The organism is Mycobacterium paraintracellulare (genome assembly GCF_000276825.1).
In the GTDB taxonomy this organism is placed as follows: domain Bacteria; phylum Actinomycetota; class Actinomycetes; order Mycobacteriales; family Mycobacteriaceae; genus Mycobacterium; species Mycobacterium intracellulare.
Window position 1 is genome coordinate 2,317,545 of sequence record NC_016948.1, and the last position, 14,945, is coordinate 2,332,489.

Sequence of the window (14,945 nt, forward strand, 5' to 3'; positions counted from 1 at the left end):
AAGCCGATCACCCGAGAGGACCGCCATGAGCACTGCGCCCGACCCATACGCATCGCTGCCCAAGCTGCCGACGTTCACGTTGACCTCGCAATCGGTCACCGACGGTCAGCCCCTGGCCAAGCCCCAGGTCAGCGGCATCATGGGCGCCGGTGGTGAGGACGTCAGCCCCCAGCTGAGCTGGTCGGGATTCCCGGACGGGACCCGCAGTTTCGCCGTCACCGTCTATGACCCCGACGCGCCGACGGCCTCCGGGTTCTGGCACTGGGCGGTCGCGAACCTGCCCGCCGACGTCACCGAGCTGGCCGAGGGCGCCGGCGACGGCAGCAACCTGCCCGGTGACGCGCTCACGCTGGTCAACGATGCCGGGCTGCGCCGCTACCTCGGCGCCGCGCCGCCGGCCGGGCACGGCCCGCATCGCTACTACATCGCCGTGCACGCCGTGGACACCGACAAGCTGGATCTGCCCGAGGACGCCAGCCCGGCCTTCCTCGGGTTCAACCTGTTCCAGCACGCCATCGCCCGCGCGGTCATCCACGCCACCTACGAACAGAAGTAGGCTCAGCCCCGAGCCGCCGCGCCGACCGCCTCACTGAGCGAGGCGAACCCCCCGTCGTGCAGCCGCCGGGCGACGCCGTCGTGAATCTGCTTGGCCCACAAGCCTCCTCCGTAGATGAAGCCGGTGTAGCCCTGCAGCAGCGAGGCGCCCGCGGTGATCCGCTCCCAGGCGTCGTCGGCGTTTTCGATGCCGCCGACGCTGATCAATACCAGGCGGTCGCCGACCCGGCCGTAGAGCCGGCGCAGGACCTCGACCGCGCGGCGCGCCACCGGCGGCCCGGAGATGCCGCCAGCGCCCAGCTCGTCGACGCCGGGCGTCCGCAAACCCTGCCGCGAGATCGTGGTGTTGGTGGCGACGATGCCGGCCAGGCCCAGCTCGACCGCCAGGTCCGCGATGGCGTCCACGTCGGCATCGGAGAGGTCCGGCGCGATCTTCACCAGCACCGGTGTGGTCGTCTCGGCGAGCACGGCCGACAGGATGGGCCGCAGCGACTCGACCGCCTGCAGGTCACGCAGCCCGGGGGTGTTCGGCGAGCTGACGTTGACCACCAGGTAGGAGGCCAGCGGGCCCACCAGCCGCGCGCTCGCCCGGTAGTCGTCGACTGCCTGATCGGCCGGCGTTGCCTTCGTCTTGCCGATGTTGACCCCGATCGGCACCTCCGGCCGCTGGCGCGCGAGCCGCATCGCGAGCGCGCCGGCGCCGAGGTTGTTGAAGCCCATCCGGTTGAGCAGGGCCCGGTCGGCGGGCAGCCGGAACATGCGGGGGGCCGGGTTGCCGGGCTGCGGGTGGGCGGTGACGGTTCCGACCTCGGCATGCCCGAAACCCAGCGCGCCCCAGGTGAGTACGCCCAGTCCGTCCTTGTCGAAGCCGGCCGCCAGGCCCAGCGGACCCGGGAAACGCACCCCGAACACCGTGCTGGCCAGCGCCGGATCGGTCGGGCCCAGCAACCGGCGCAAGGCCCGGCGCGCCCAGGCGACGGCCGTGACGCCGCGCAGGAAGCCGAAGACCAGCGTGTGAATGCGCTCGGGCGGGATCACGAAAAACAGCTGCCGCAGCAGGCCGTACAGCCGGTGGCCGCCCGCGCGTGGCCGGTCGGGTGTCACAGTTGCGGCTGGTCGGGCCGCCGCCCCTCGTAACCGGTACCGTCCAGGCGAGACTTCTTGCGGCGCAACAACACTCGTCTGCTGCCGTCGTTGTAGAGCCGCACCCTGGTCAACTCCCAGCCGCGGTATTCGGCCTCGATGGACAATCGGGTCGACGCGCTGACCCGGGTCACTTCCGGGGGTAGGCGCAGCGGCACCCATTCGTATTCGTCGGACATCTCGGTGTCCCAGCCCGCGGGCAGGCGGCTGTGCCGCGCCGCGGTCAACGCCTACCCGCCGCGTGATCGATGACCTGAACTCCCGCACCGGATCCCGACACCACGTACAAGGTGTCCGACGCTTCGTCGAAGGCCAGTGAGTTGGGTTGCTGCACGGTCGGGTAGCGCACCTTTTCGACGGGGATTCCGGTGGACAGGTCGTAACCAATGACGATATTGGAAACGGTCTGCGAAACCCAGGCTAACGCGCGGGAACCCGCCAGGCCGTAGGGCGCCTGCGACACCGGGTAGGCCTGCCGCAGGATCAGCGGGTCCACGCCGTAGACCAGCAGCTGACCGCCGCGGGTGTCGGCGACCAGAACGCGGCCCAGCGCGTCGGCGGCCATGGTGGTGGCGCCCCGGCCGGCACGCAGGGCCTGCTGGACGTGGCCGTCGGCGTCGATCGTCGTCACCGACGTCTGCCCGCGATCCAGCACCACCGTCGTATCGCCTTGTGTGACAAGACAATCGACGCGCGCGAAGACCTTGTTGCGACTGGCGACGCTCGCGGCGCTCACCGCGCCCGGCTTGGGGGAGGCGAGGGTGTAGACGGCGCCGTCGGCGCTGCCCAACACGAGCCGGCCGTCGGCGCGTCGCGCCACCGCGGTGAACTCGGTCTGGGCCGCGTCGCTCACGCTCACCTGCGCCGTGTGGCCGGTGGACAGGTCGACCGCGAAGTAGCCGCCGCGCGCGGCCAGATAGGCGGTGCCCTGGCCGTCGTCGGTCAACGCGCTGGCCGGCCCCGGCAGGTCGACGACGCGCGGCGGGGCCTGCGCCTCACCGAAAACGGTGATGCTGCCCGGCGCTGCCGGGTCGCTGCCCGGCGCCAGGACCGCCAGCCGGCGGGTGCCGGCATCGAACACCGCCGCGGCGGCATGGGCGGGCAGCGGCCGCACCGCGCCGGCCGGCGACTGCGACGGCGGCGGCGACACGGCCGCCGCCGCGGGTTCGATGGTGCGCGGCGCGCCGGCGAGCGGATTCGACGAGCAACCGACCGTCGCACCGAGCAAAACCGCGAGGCTCAACACACCGCCTTGAGCTGCCAGCTTGTGGCGCCATGGTTGTGACAGCAAGTGCTTTCCCTCGTGGTGCGGCGGTGGAACACAAATTCTAAGGAACGAGGTCGGTCCCACAGGGCCATGCTGCCCGCGTCTGGCCGGACCGGCGAGGTATCGTCGGCTCATGGCCGTCACCGCTGACCGTCATATGACGCAGGAAGAGTTTGCTGTCGAAGACATGTCGACAGGTATTTTCGCTAGCGGATACGGACAAGTCGGTGATGGGCGAAGTTTCTCGTTCCACATCGAGAACCGATCACTTGTCGTGGAAGTTTACCGGCCACGCCTGGCCGGGCCCGTTCCGCAGGCCGACGAGGTGGTCGCCACCGCAGTCCGCAGCCTGGTCGATATCGACCTCACCGACGAGCGCAGCCTGAGCGCGGCGGTGCGCGACTCCGTGGCGCACGCGGAGCCGGTTTCCCGCTAGGCCGCGCGCGTCGCCGGCGTCGGGCCACTCAGCTGCGGTCTCGGGGCCTCCTACCGGGTAGCGTCGTGGTCGACATGACCGTCATTCTGCTGCGACACGGCCGATCCAGTTCGAACACCGCCGGCATCCTCGCCGGACGTTCGGAGGGCGTCGACCTCGACGACAAGGGCCGCGAGCAAGCCGCCGCGCTGATCGACCGGATCGGTGATCTGCCGATCCGCGAGTTGATCACCTCGCCGCTGTTGCGCTGCCGTCGCACCCTCGAACCACTGGCCGACGCGCTGTGTCTCGCGCCGCTCGTCGAAGACCGGCTCGCCGAAGTGGACTACGGGGAATGGACGGGCCGCAAGATCGCCGAGCTGGTGAGCGAGCGGTTGTGGAAGGTCGTGCAGGCCCATCCCAGCGCGGCGGTCTTTCCCGGCGGCGAGGGCCTGGCGCAGGTGCAGGCCCGGGCGGTCGCCGCCGTCCGCGAGCACGACCGCCGGCTGGCCTCGGAGCACGGTGGCGACGCGCTGTGGGTCGCTTGCACCCACGGTGATGTCATCAAGGCGGTGATCGCCGACGCGTACGGCATACACCTGGACGGGTTCCAGCGCGTCACCGCCGACCCGGCGTCGGTCAGTGTGATCCGGTACACCGAACTGCGCCCGTTTGTGTTGCACGTCAACCACACCGGCGCGCGGCTGTCCGCCGCACTGCGGGCCGGACCGCAGCCGAAGGAAGAGGCAAAGGCGGAAACCGACGGGCAGCCCAACGGCGAGGCGCAGGCACCACCGGCCGCCGGAGTCCCGTCCAGCGACGCCGTGGTCGGCGGTTCGACGGATTAATTCGACTGCCACCACTATCGGATCGCACGGCGACGGCAACAGCCGGTATTTTGGAGGTGCCATGTCCCGCGCAATTCACGTCTTCCGCACCCCCGACCGCTTCGTGGCCGGGACCGTTGGCCAGCCCGGAAATCGCACGTTCTACATCCAGGCGGTGCACGACGCGCGCGTGGTGTCGGTGATCCTGGAAAAGCAGCAGGTTGCCGTACTGGCCGAACGCATCGGCGCGCTGTTGCTCGAGGTGAATCGCCGGTTCGGCACGCCGGTTCCGCCCGAGCCCGCCGAGGTCGAGGACCTCAAGCCGTTGATCACGCCCGTGGACGCCGAGTTCCGGGTCGGGACCATGGGTCTGGGCTGGGATTCGGAGGCCCAGACCGTGGTGGTCGAGCTGCTGGCCGTCACCGACGCCGAGTTCGATGCGTCGGTGGTGCTCGACGACACCGAGGAGGGTCCCGACGCGGTGCGGGTGTTCCTGACGCCGGAGTCGGCGCGGCAGTTCGCCAGCCGCTCCAACCGGGTGATCTCGGCCGGGCGTCCGCCGTGCCCGCTGTGCGACGAACCGTTGGACCCGGAGGGACATATCTGCGCGCGCGCCAACGGCTATCGGCGCAATGCGCTTCTCGGGTCTGACGATGACCCCGAGGTGTGACGACCATGAGGTGTTGCGCAACGGCGAGCTGACGGTCATCGGACGGATCCGCTCGGCCAGCAACGCCACCTTCCTGTGCGAATCTACGCTCGACGAGCGCGCGGTGCACTGCGTCTACAAGCCGGTCGCCGGCGAGGCGCCGCTATGGGACTTTCCCGACGGAACGCTGGCCGGCCGCGAGCGGGCCGCATACCTGGTGTCGGCGCAGTTGGGCTGGAACATCGTGCCCTACACGATCATTCGCCACGGGCCGGCGGGCCCGGGCATGTTGCAGCAGTGGGTGCAGCAACCCGGCGACACGGTGGACACCGAGCCGCGGCCGGGCCCGGATCTGGTCGACCTGTTTCCCGCGGGCAAGGCCCAGCCCGGCTACCTGCCGGTGCTGCGCGCCTACGACTACGCCGGCGACGAGGTCGTGTTGATGCACGCCGACGACATTCGCCTATGGCGGATGGCGGTGTTCGACGTGCTGGTCAACAACGCCGACCGCAAGGGCGGCCACGTCCTGCGCGACCTCGACGGCCACATCTTCGGGGTCGACCACGGTGTGTGCCTGCACGTCGAGGACAAGCTGCGGACCGTGCTGTGGGGGTGGGCCGGCAAGCCGATCGACAGTCAGACGTGCAAGGCCGTCGCCGGCCTCGCCGAGGCCCTCACCGGCTCGTTCGGCGACGAACTGGCCGAGCACATCACGTCCGCGGAGATCGCCGCGCTGCGCATGCGCGCGCACGCGCTGCTGGACAATCCGGTGATGCCGGGACCCAACCGGCATCGCCCGATCCCGTGGCCGGCTTTCTAGCGGTGATCGCAAGCGCGGCACGGCGTCGGCGATACTGAACCGGTGAGCCATGCCCCCGACGACGAGTCGGACGAGATGACCGATGCCGCGCTGGCCGCCGATCTCGCCGCCGAAGCGGGGGAGTTATTGCTCAAGGTCCGCGACGAGGTCGGGTTCGGCTATCCCTGGGCGCTGGGCGACGCGGGTGACAGCCTGGCGAACGACCTGATCCTGCGGCGGCTGCGCGTCGAGCGGCCCGGCGACGCGGTGCTCAGCGAGGAGGCCTACGACGACCTGTCCCGGCTGCAGCACGACCGGGTGTGGATCATCGACCCGCTGGACGGCACCCGCGAGTTCTCCACGCCGGGCCGCGACGACTGGGCGGTCCACATCGCGCTGTGGCAGCGACCCAGCGATGGCCAACGCGAGATCACCGACGCGGCGGTGTCATTGCCCGCGCGTGGCAACATCGTCTACCGCAGCGACACCGTGACGGCCGGCGCCGCCCGCGCCGGCGTCACCGACACCATCCGCATCGCCGTCAGCGCCACCCGGCCCCCGGCGGTCCTGCACCGGATGCGGCAGACGCTGCCCATTCAGCCGGTCGCGATCGGCTCGGCGGGCGCCAAGGCGATGGCCATCATCGACGGCGACGTCGACGCCTACGTGCACGCCGGCGGCCAGTGGGAGTGGGACTCGGCCGCCCCGGCCGGGGTGGTGATGGCCGCCGGGATGCACGCCTCGCGGCTCGACGGATCGCCGATGCGCTACAACCAGCTCGACCCGTACCTGCCCGACTTCGTCATGTGCCGCGCCGAGCTGGCCCCGATCCTGCTGGGAGCCATCCGCGACGCCTGGCGCTAAGGGTGGGCGATTCCGGGCAGCTTCGTCGACGCGCTGTGCTGATTGCGCGCCTCCTCCGCGGCCCACTGCGCGGGCCGCATCGTCGACGCGCTGGGGCTGATTGCGCGGCTCCTCCGCGGCCCACTGCGCGGGCCGCTTCGTCGACGCGCTTAGGCTGATTGCCATGCAGTCGTGGTCTTCCCCACAGGTCCCCGTATTGGCGGGGCGCGGCCCGGAGCTTCGGCTGTATGACACCTCTGACCGGCAGGTGCGCCCCGTGGCGTCCGGGTCGACCGCCACGATGTACGTCTGCGGCATCACCCCGTACGACGCGACCCACCTGGGCCACGCCGCAACCTATCTGGCGTTCGATCTCATCTACCGCCAATGGCTGGATCTCGGCCACGACGTCCACTACGTCCAGAACGTCACCGACGTCGACGACCCTCTGCTGGAGCGCGCCGAGCGCGACGGCATCGACTGGCGGGAGCTGGCGCAGCGCGAGGTGTCGCTGTTCCGTGAGGACATGACCGCGCTGCGCATGCTGGCACCCCGCGAGTACGTCGGGGCGACCGAGGCGATCGCCGAGGTCGTCGAGCTGGTCGAGAAGATGCTGGCGTCCGGGGCGGCCTACGTCGTCGAGGGCGAATACCCCGACATCTACTACCGCGCCGACGCCACGCCCCAGTTCGGCTACGAGTCGGGCTATGACCGAGAAACCATGCTGCGCTTGTTCTCCGAGCGCGGCGGCGACCCGCAGCGGCCCGGCAAGACCGATCAGCTCGACGCCCTGCTATGGCGGGCGGCGCGGCCCGGGGAGCCCAGCTGGCCCTCGCCGTTCGGCGACGGACGGCCCGGCTGGCACGTCGAGTGCGCGGCGATCGCCCTCAGCCGCATCGGCAGCGGCCTGGACATTCAGGGCGGGGGCAGCGACCTGATCTTTCCGCATCACGAATTCACCGCCGCGCACGCCGAATGTGTCCGCGGCGAAAGGCGATTCGCGCGCCACTACGTGCACGCCGGGATGATCGGCTGGGACGGGCACAAGATGTCCAAGAGCCGAGGCAACCTGGTGCTGGTGTCGACGCTGCGCGCCCAAGGCGTCGAGGCGGCGGCCATCCGGCTGGGCCTGCTGGCCGGCCACTACCGCGGCGACCGGTACTGGAGCCAGCAGGTGCTCGACGAGGCCGTCGCCCGGCTGCAGCGCTGGCGCACCGCGACCGCGCTCCCGACCGGCCCCGACGCCGCCGACGTGATCGCGCGGGTGCGCCAATATCTGGCCGACGACCTCGACACGCCCAAAGCGCTTGCGGCGCTTGATGGTTGGTCAACCGATGCGCTCGAGTACGGTGGCCACGACGCCGAGGCGCCCCGCTTGGTGGCGACCGCGGTCGATGCGCTCCTGGGCGTGGCCCTGTAGTCGCGGTAAACCTATCGCGAGGAAAACCGCTCGCACGTTCTGCAACCTCTAGCGGAGTCGACGCGAAAGTCATGCATCCGCGGACGGCGCCTGAGCCGATTCAAGCCGTTCCTATGAGTTTGCTAAGGGGGCCTCGGCCGGTGCCCCGGGAAACTTATGAAACAGCTGTACAATCAGCATATTTAATTTACATATGTGTGAATTGAGGGGTAGAAAATAATTTGCTGTCCGCGGCCTACCCGAGTATATTTCAAGTAATACTGGTTCTAGAGGGGTGAGGTCCCGTGCGTACGAGGAGCGGGTCAGCTCGGTGGATATCGGGCAGACGGCGAGGCTGACCGGCAAGTCGCGATCGTAGTCGGCGGCACAAACAACGTGTGGCGGCTACCGCTGGGCCGTGCCGGCCCCGATGGAGATTTACGACCGAACCCACGGAAGCTGCCTGATATGTATGCACGAAATACGCGCACTGCGCCCTTGAATTAAGTAGGGCTTCAGATGCACGGGGGTAGGGGGTCAGCGTGGCCTGTAGTTGGGCGCGATGTCGAGTTGCGACGATCGCTGGGGGCGCTCAGTAACGGCGAGTTCCAAGGCGTCGCGTTGGTCGGCGACAGTGGCGTGGGCAAGTCGACGCTGGCGCGGATGCTGGCGAAGACGGTGGAGTCGGCGGGGCGCACGGTGCGATTTGCGCTGGGCACTCAAACGGGTCGTGCTGTGCCGTTGGGCGCGTTTTCTCGCGCGGTGAGCCTTGGGGTGGCACACGAGCCGGCGATCATGCTGGCCGCCGCGCATCACACCTTGAGCCAGGACAAGAACCTGGTGGTGGTGGTCGACGACGCGCAGCTGCTCGATCCGCTGTCGGCCACCTTCGTCAATCAGCTTGCGGCCGGCCGCAGCGCGAAGTTGATCGTGACCATCCGGTCCGGCGATTCGGTCTTGGACGCGGTGACCGCATTGTTGAAAGAGCGCCTGTTGCTGACCGTTCACATCGATCCGTTCACGCGCGAGCAGACCGAGCTATTGGCCTGTGCGGTTCTGGGTGGTCCGGTAGACCCACGCTTGGTCGACGAGTTGTCCGAGCGCAGTGCGGGAAACCTGTTGCTCCTACGCGGATTTCTGACCGCCGGCCGCGAAAATGGGGCCCTGGTTCAGGGCGAACACGGCTGGCAACTCCAAGGCCCGCTGCGCGCAGATCGCGAACTTTACGACGTTCTGGAGTTTCAGCTGCGCTCGCTGACCCCAGCGGAGCTGGAGGTCGTGGAGATCTTGGCCACCGGCGAGGTGCTGGGGTGGGAGGTCCTGCGGGAGATCTGCGATGCCGACGCGATGGCGAACCTGGAGCGTCGTGGTCTGATCCAGTTGGTCGCCGACGGATCCCACGCTCTGGCGCAGTTGAACAACCCGATGCTTGGTGAAGCGGCGACCCGCCACGCCGGGATGGTGCGCATCCGGGAACTCAACGGCGAATTGGCGCGAGCCCTTCAAAAGCAGCAGCGGGCAGGGAGCCGGCTGCCGGGGTTGCCCGGCCCACAGGGACGAATTCGGCTGGCCCAGTTCATGATGCGAAGCGATCTACAGCCCGACCTGGAGATGGTCATCAAGGCGGGGATGGACGCGATGGCGATGTCGAATGTGGGGTTGGGCGAGGAGTTGGCGAGGTTCGCGGTCGATCGCGGCGGCGGTCTGCCGGCCGCTCTGGTGCTCGCCGAGGCGGTGAGCTGGCAGGGGCGCGGCGAGGAGGCCGACGCCGTGCTCGTCGACGCCGAGCCCGACGGCGGCGACGAGTGGCTGATCGCGCGGTGGGGCTGCTTGCGCGCTGCCAACTTGTACTGGGGTTGCGGGGACGTCGAATCCGCCACCCAGGTACTCGATGACGTGAAAAAGCTTGTCTCGTCCGAGTTGTGCCTCCGCCTCATCAACGGGCTGGAGGTCTCCATGGCGTACTTCCGTGGCGACGTAGAGACGACGATCGAACTCGGGCCGGGCCTATGCCAATCCGATGCACTGCCGATGGCGACCGTGTGGGCGGTTTTCCCGACATGTTGTGCGTTGGCGGGAGCCGGGCGGTTTTCCGAGGTTCCCCGCTTGGCGGCCATCGGGGCGCGCGCGGCCGAGCTGTGCGGATTGGGACCGCATCGATTCAACATCGGCATGGCCGAGGTCATGGCGGCGACGGCCGCCGGCGACTATCGGGCGGCGGAGCAGATCTACGAGCGTTACGCCGCGATGGCCGCCGGCCTTCTTGCCGCGGAGGCCATGGTCGACGCGATGCTCGGGCTGGTGCAGGTAGCCCGCGGTGAGCTGGCGTCAGCGTGCGCTGTATTCACCAATGCCACTGCGGTATTCGCCCAGGGGTTTCCGTCGCCGTGGCTGATCGTGGTGGCCGCCCTCCATGCCCAGGCCGAGGGGGCGCGGGGCGACAGTGCGGCGGCCGCCGCGGCGCTGCGGCGAGCGGAGAAAAACTACGGACCGCATGTCGCGGTGTTCCTGCCCGAACTCGAGCTCGCCCGGGCCTGGGAACGGGCAGCTGCCGGTGACACGTCGGCCGCCCAAGCGCACGCGACGCAAGCGGCGCAGATCGCGCGAGCGGCCAAGATGCATGCGGTGGAGATGCGGGCACGCCACACGGCCGTGCGCTTCGGCGATCCTTCGCAGGCCACGCCGCTGGAGAAACTCGCTCGTATCCTGAACACCCCGTTGGCCGCGGCGGTCGCCGACCATGCCTGCGCTCTGGCGAAACACGACGGTGCCCTGCTCGATGCCGCTGCGGGTCGGTTCGCTGATCTCGGCGCATTGGCGCTTGCCGCGGACGCGTGGGCGCAGGCGGCGGGCGAGCATGGCCGCCGAGGCGATCGCGGCAAGAAATTTGAGTCGTCGACCCGGGCGCACGCTTTGGCGAGCCATTGCGAGTTGCACACACCGGCGGTCGAGAGCGCGGCACGCCCACTTCCCTTCAGCGGCCGTGAGCGCCAGATCGTCATGCTGGTCGCGGCCGGTTTATCCAACCGGCAGATCGCCGACCAGTTGGTCATCTCGGTGCGCACGGTGGAGGGACACCTGTATCGGCTTTTCGCCAAACTCGGGATCAACACTCGCGAGCAGCTCATCTGCCTGATGCGCAGGGAGCCGTCCATGCGAAGCGAGTTGTCACGTCGCGGCGACGAGTCGCTGCGTTACGAGCGCCACGATCACCCGCGGACCGGCTGAGTCTTCGTCGGCAACCGATCGATTCGACGGGCCGCCACTCGATCTCCAGGCGCGCACCACTCGACTTGTATCCGGATTCCGGCGATGCCTGCTCGAGGGACCATACCCTCCGGCACATGAGTGGCAGTCGCAAGCGCGCGGTCGCGATCGTTAATCACGATGTCGGCCCGTCCGTACCCGCAGAGACGGCCTCGCCGTGTGAGTCGCCGATAGTCGAGGACCGACGCGCATCGGAGCCGTTGGCGCCGGCCTCGACTTCGTTGGACGCCTTCAGGCTTTATCTGGCGGGCGCGCGGTCCGGGTTTGTGTAGCGGCGGCCCAGGGCGTCGTCCGGTGGACGACAACGGCACTGGCTCGCGCCCGTCACGGACCAGCAGCAGTCTGGCCGCGACGTCGCCGGCTTGGGGGAGCGGGGAGATACATCGTTTGACACAGAGGGCAAATGGGTCGACGTGGCCCATCGTCGGACGCGATGCGGAGTTGCGCCGGTCGCTGGCCGCGCTGAACAACGGGGACTTCCACGGTGTGGCGCTGATCGGCGACAGTGGCGTGGGCAAGTCGACCTTGGCGCGCATGCTCGCGAAGACGGTGGAGTCGGCCGGGCGCACGGTGCGATTTGCACTGGGCACCCAAACGGGCTGGGCCGTGCCGCTGGGCGCCTTTTCGCGCGCGGTGAGCCTCGGGGTGGGGCATGAACCGGCAATCATGCTGGCCGCCGCCCATAACACCCTGAGCCAGGACAAGAACCTGGTGGTGGTGGTCGACGACGCGCAGCTGCTCGATCCGCTGTCGGCCACCTTGGTCAATCAGCTTGCGGCCGGCGGCGGCGCGCGGTTGATCGTGACGATCCGATCCGGTGAGCCGGTGCTGGACGCGTTGACGGTGTTGCTGAAAGAGCGCCTGTTGTTGACCGTTCACATCGACCCGTTTACGCGCGAGCAGACCGAGCTATTGGCCGGCACGGTTCTGGGTGGTCCGGTCGACCCGCGACTGGTCGACGAGTTGTTCGAGCGCAGCGCCGGCAACCCGTTGCTACTGCGGGGCTTTCTGACGGCCGGCCGCGAAAGCGGGACCTTGGTTCACGCCGAGCATGGCTGGCAACTACAAGGCCCGCTGCGGGCGGATCGCGAACTGCGCGACGCTTTGGAATTCCGGTTGCAGTCGCTGACTCCAGAGGAGTTGGAGGTGGTCGAGGTCTTGGCCACCGCCGAGGTGTTGGAGTGGGAGATCCTGCGCGACATCTGCGATGCCGACGCGATGGCAAACCTCGAGCGTCGTGGTCTGATCCAGTTGGTCGCCGACGGAACCCACACCCTGGCGCAACTCAATCACCCCATGCTCGGTGAAGCGGCCACCCGCCACGCGGGGATAGTGCGCTCGCGGCAGCTCAACGGCATCCTGGCGAAAACCCTTCGGAGGCACCTGAGGGCGGGCGGGCGGCGCTCGCACTTCGCCGATCCGCGAGGCCGAATCCGGTTGGCTCAGTTCATGTTGCGCAGCGACCTGGAGCCCGACCTAGAGGTGGTCATCGATGCGGCGGCCAGCGCACTGGCGATGTCGAACGTGGCGCTTGGTGAGGAACTGGCCAAGTTCGCGGTCGAACGCGGTGGTGGCCTGCCGGCCGCTCTGGTGCTTGCCGAGGCGGTGAGTTGGCAGGGGCGCGGCGAGGAGGCCGAATCCATTCTGCTGGACGTCGACCTCAGTGACGCCGACGACTGGCTGATCGCGCGGTGGGGCTGCCTGCGCGCCGCCAACTTGGCGTGGGGTTGCGGTGACGCCGAAACCGCGACGCGCGTAGTGGCCGAGGCGAGGCAGCGCCTCGTGGCCGAGGGCGCCCTCCAGCTGCTCGCCGCGCTGGAGATATCAATCGGGTTCTTCTGCGGCGACATTGAGACGACGATCGAGCTCGGGCCGCGTCTGTGCGAGGCCGACGTAGTGCCGATGGCGACCGTGTGGGCGGCCGTCGCGACATGCGGCGCCTTGATGGCGGCCGGGCGCTTTTCCGAAGTCAGCCGCATCGCCGCTGCCGGTGTGCGCGCGACGGCACTCTGCAGGGCGGGCGCGCAGCGATTCGCCATCGGAATGGCCGAGGTCATGGTCGCGACCGCGGCCGGCGACTACCCGGCGGCCGACCGAATCCATAGGCGCTACGCCGCGCTGGCCACCGGTCTCCCCGCGGCGAAGGCCATGGTTGACGCCATGCTCGGGCTCGTGCAGGTGAGCCGCGGCGAGCTGTCGTCGGCGTGCGCCACACTTGACCGATCCATTTCGCAGCTGTCCCAAGGCTTTCCGTCGCCGTGGCTGCTGGTGGTGGCTGCCCTGCTGGCCCAGGCCGAGGGGGCGCGGGGCGACGGCGCGGCGGCTGGCGCGGCGTTGCGGCGTGCGGAGGAAACGTATGGACCCCACGTCGGGGTGTTTTTGCCCGAACTCGAGCTTGCCCGGGCCTGGGAGCGGGCAGCTGCCGGTGACACGTCGGCCGCCCAATCGCATGCGATGCAGGCGGCGCAGATCGCGCGAGCGGCCGCGATGCACGTGGCGGAAATGCGGGCGCGCCATGCCGCCGTTCGCTTCGGGGACCGGTCACAGGCCACCCGGGTGGATGAGCTCGCCCGAATGCTGGGCTCTTCATCGGCGCAAGCGGTCGCTGACCAAGCCCGCGGTCTGGCGCAGCACGACGGTGATCTGCTCGATGTCGCCGCGCACAAATTCGCCGATCTCGGTGCGTTGGCTTTTGCCGCCGACGCGTCGGCCCAGGCGGCCGGCGAGCATGCCCGGCGCGGCGAGCGGCGCAAGGAGGTCGAGTCGTCGAGCTGGGCCCATGCTTTGGCGGGCCAGTGCGGCGTGCGTACACCGGCGCTCGAGGCCGCGGCGCGCCCCCTTCCGTTCAGTGGGCGTGAACGTCAGATCGTGCTGCTGGTCGCGGCCGGATTGTCCAATCGTCAGATCGCCGACCGGCTGGTTATTTCGGTGCGCACCGTCGAGGGGCACCTGTACCGGCTTTTCACCAAACTCGGCGTCAACAATCGCGACCAGCTCGTTCAGCTACTGAACCTGGATTGGTCCGCGACGCACGACGACGATTCGAGCACGTCATGACGACGGTTCCGCGCCGGCGGATGGCCATCGAACAGGCCGCGCTGGCCGCTCAAGCCGACCTTTCCCGGCCCGGCTGCCGCATTTGCGGGTCCATCGCCGCGGGGGAGCCGTAGCCCGTCGTCTGCGGCACGCCCCTCTGTCTCTCCCTGCGGCCGTCAACACAGGCCGGCGCCCGCGTCTTCGCCGAACAACAAAGGCAGCAATATCGCGAAACACGCTGCAGCAGAATCAAATCCGCGCTACCACGCGAATTCTCGGCGAACTCTGCCTGACGCTACCAACGGTCACTCTCGCAAATCGCGCTCACCACTCTATGTGCGCGTCCGGACTACGCTACCCGGCTTGATAAGGCCGACAACAGGATTGAAACCCATACGCTCCCGGTCATGTCGAGACCGATGCTGGGTCAAGCCCCCTGGCGCCCGGTCCAAAACAGCACGTGCAGTGAAGTGCGCGACCCATGCGACAACGACGTTTGGAGGCCCGGTGAGTACCAATCCGTTCGACGACGACACTTGCAGCTTTTTCGTCTTGATCAACGACGAAGAGCAGCACAGCCTATGGCCTGCGTTCGCCGATATTCCGGCCGGCTGGCAGACGGTTTATGGCGAAGCGGATCGCGCCGCGTGCCTGGAGTACATCGAACAGAACTGGCCCGATATCCGGCCGAAGACGCTGCGGAACAGGCTGGCGGCAGCGCGCCAGGCTTCTGACAGGTAGACGG

At 68.8% G+C, this 14,945-nt stretch carries 13 protein-coding genes; 10 read left to right on the forward strand and 3 right to left on the reverse strand.

The features are described from left to right. The first annotated feature begins 25 nt into the window (after positions 1-25). Positions 26-556 (forward strand): YbhB/YbcL family Raf kinase inhibitor-like protein, encoded by a 531-nt coding sequence (locus OCQ_RS10870; protein WP_008256205.1) that lies wholly within the window; start codon positions 26-28, stop codon positions 554-556. A gap of 2 nt (positions 557-558) precedes the next feature. Here the strand turns inward: OCQ_RS10870 and OCQ_RS10875 are convergent, their stop codons facing one another. From OCQ_RS10875 to OCQ_RS10885, 3 genes are read right to left on the reverse strand one after another with little or no spacing between them, the layout of a single operon-like run. Further along, on the reverse strand, positions 559-1,623 hold the full coding sequence (locus tag OCQ_RS10875; protein WP_162130210.1) for a quinone-dependent dihydroorotate dehydrogenase: 1,065 nt from the start codon (positions 1,621-1,623) through the stop codon (positions 559-561). Between the two features lie 32 nt (positions 1,624-1,655). Next, entirely contained in the window at positions 1,656-1,925 is a 270-nt protein-coding gene (locus OCQ_RS10880; protein ID WP_008256210.1) for a DUF5703 family protein, read from the reverse strand. Next, a complete protein-coding gene (locus OCQ_RS10885) occupies positions 1,922-2,962 on the reverse strand; it encodes a YncE family protein (RefSeq protein ID WP_225336872.1) in 1,041 nt (346 codons plus the stop codon). The genes OCQ_RS10880 and OCQ_RS10885 overlap by 4 nt, the downstream gene beginning before the upstream one ends. 136 nt (positions 2,963-3,098) lie before the next feature. Here OCQ_RS10885 and OCQ_RS10890 point away from each other — a divergent pair, with 136 nt between their 5' ends. The 9 genes from OCQ_RS10890 (at position 3,099) to OCQ_RS10930 (ending at position 14,941) form a co-directional block, all read left to right on the forward strand. After that, a complete protein-coding gene (locus tag OCQ_RS10890) occupies positions 3,099-3,401 on the forward strand; it encodes a hypothetical protein (RefSeq protein ID WP_014384579.1) in 303 nt (100 codons plus the stop codon). A gap of 74 nt (positions 3,402-3,475) precedes the next feature. Then, complete coding sequence (locus OCQ_RS10895) at positions 3,476-4,228, forward strand: histidine phosphatase family protein (protein WP_041784961.1); 753 nt, start codon at positions 3,476-3,478, stop codon at positions 4,226-4,228. Between the two features lie 61 nt (positions 4,229-4,289). Beyond that, a complete protein-coding gene (locus OCQ_RS10900; RefSeq protein ID WP_008256222.1) occupies positions 4,290-4,877 on the forward strand; it encodes a DUF3090 domain-containing protein in 588 nt (195 codons plus the stop codon). Then, positions 4,861-5,676 (forward strand): SCO1664 family protein, encoded by an 816-nt coding sequence (locus tag OCQ_RS10905; RefSeq protein ID WP_263646723.1) that lies wholly within the window; start codon positions 4,861-4,863, stop codon positions 5,674-5,676. Before OCQ_RS10900 ends, OCQ_RS10905 begins: the two co-directional genes overlap by 17 nt. A gap of 75 nt (positions 5,677-5,751) precedes the next feature. After that, positions 5,752-6,519: a 3'(2'),5'-bisphosphate nucleotidase CysQ gene (locus tag OCQ_RS10910; protein WP_085976493.1), complete on the forward strand. Its 768-nt coding sequence runs from the start codon at positions 5,752-5,754 to the stop codon at positions 6,517-6,519. Positions 6,520-6,682: 163 nt separating this feature from the next. Then, positions 6,683-7,918 carry a cysteine--1-D-myo-inosityl 2-amino-2-deoxy-alpha-D-glucopyranoside ligase gene (gene mshC / locus OCQ_RS10915; RefSeq protein ID WP_008256229.1) on the forward strand — a complete coding sequence of 412 codons (1,236 nt, stop codon included), beginning with the start codon at positions 6,683-6,685 and terminating at the stop codon, positions 7,916-7,918. A gap of 549 nt (positions 7,919-8,467) precedes the next feature. Beyond that, positions 8,468-11,125: a helix-turn-helix transcriptional regulator gene (locus OCQ_RS10920; protein ID WP_014384582.1), complete on the forward strand. Its 2,658-nt coding sequence runs from the start codon at positions 8,468-8,470 to the stop codon at positions 11,123-11,125. A 480-nt stretch (positions 11,126-11,605) separates the two neighbouring features. Further along, a complete protein-coding gene (locus tag OCQ_RS10925) occupies positions 11,606-14,221 on the forward strand; it encodes a helix-turn-helix transcriptional regulator (protein WP_014380013.1) in 2,616 nt (871 codons plus the stop codon). A gap of 486 nt (positions 14,222-14,707) precedes the next feature. Then, positions 14,708-14,941, forward strand: a complete 234-nt coding sequence (locus OCQ_RS10930; protein WP_008256233.1) for an MbtH family protein — start codon at positions 14,708-14,710, stop codon at positions 14,939-14,941. The last annotated feature ends 4 nt before the right edge of the window (positions 14,942-14,945 follow it).

Bases quoted from the DNA above. Each gene is read 5' to 3' on its own strand.
- OCQ_RS10870 (WP_008256205.1), top strand. From the start codon at position 26: ATGAGCACTGCGCCCGACCCATACGCATCGCTGCCCAAGCTGCCGACG.
- OCQ_RS10890 (WP_014384579.1), top strand. From the start codon at position 3,099: ATGGCCGTCACCGCTGACCGTCATATGACGCAGGAAGAGTTTGCTGTC.
- OCQ_RS10895 (WP_041784961.1), top strand. From the start codon at position 3,476: ATGACCGTCATTCTGCTGCGACACGGCCGATCCAGTTCGAACACCGCC.
- OCQ_RS10900 (WP_008256222.1), top strand. From the start codon at position 4,290: ATGTCCCGCGCAATTCACGTCTTCCGCACCCCCGACCGCTTCGTGGCC.
- OCQ_RS10905 (WP_263646723.1), top strand. From the start codon at position 4,861: ATGACCCCGAGGTGTGACGACCATGAGGTGTTGCGCAACGGCGAGCTG.
- OCQ_RS10910 (WP_085976493.1), top strand. From the start codon at position 5,752: ATGACCGATGCCGCGCTGGCCGCCGATCTCGCCGCCGAAGCGGGGGAG.
- mshC (WP_008256229.1), top strand. From the start codon at position 6,683: ATGCAGTCGTGGTCTTCCCCACAGGTCCCCGTATTGGCGGGGCGCGGC.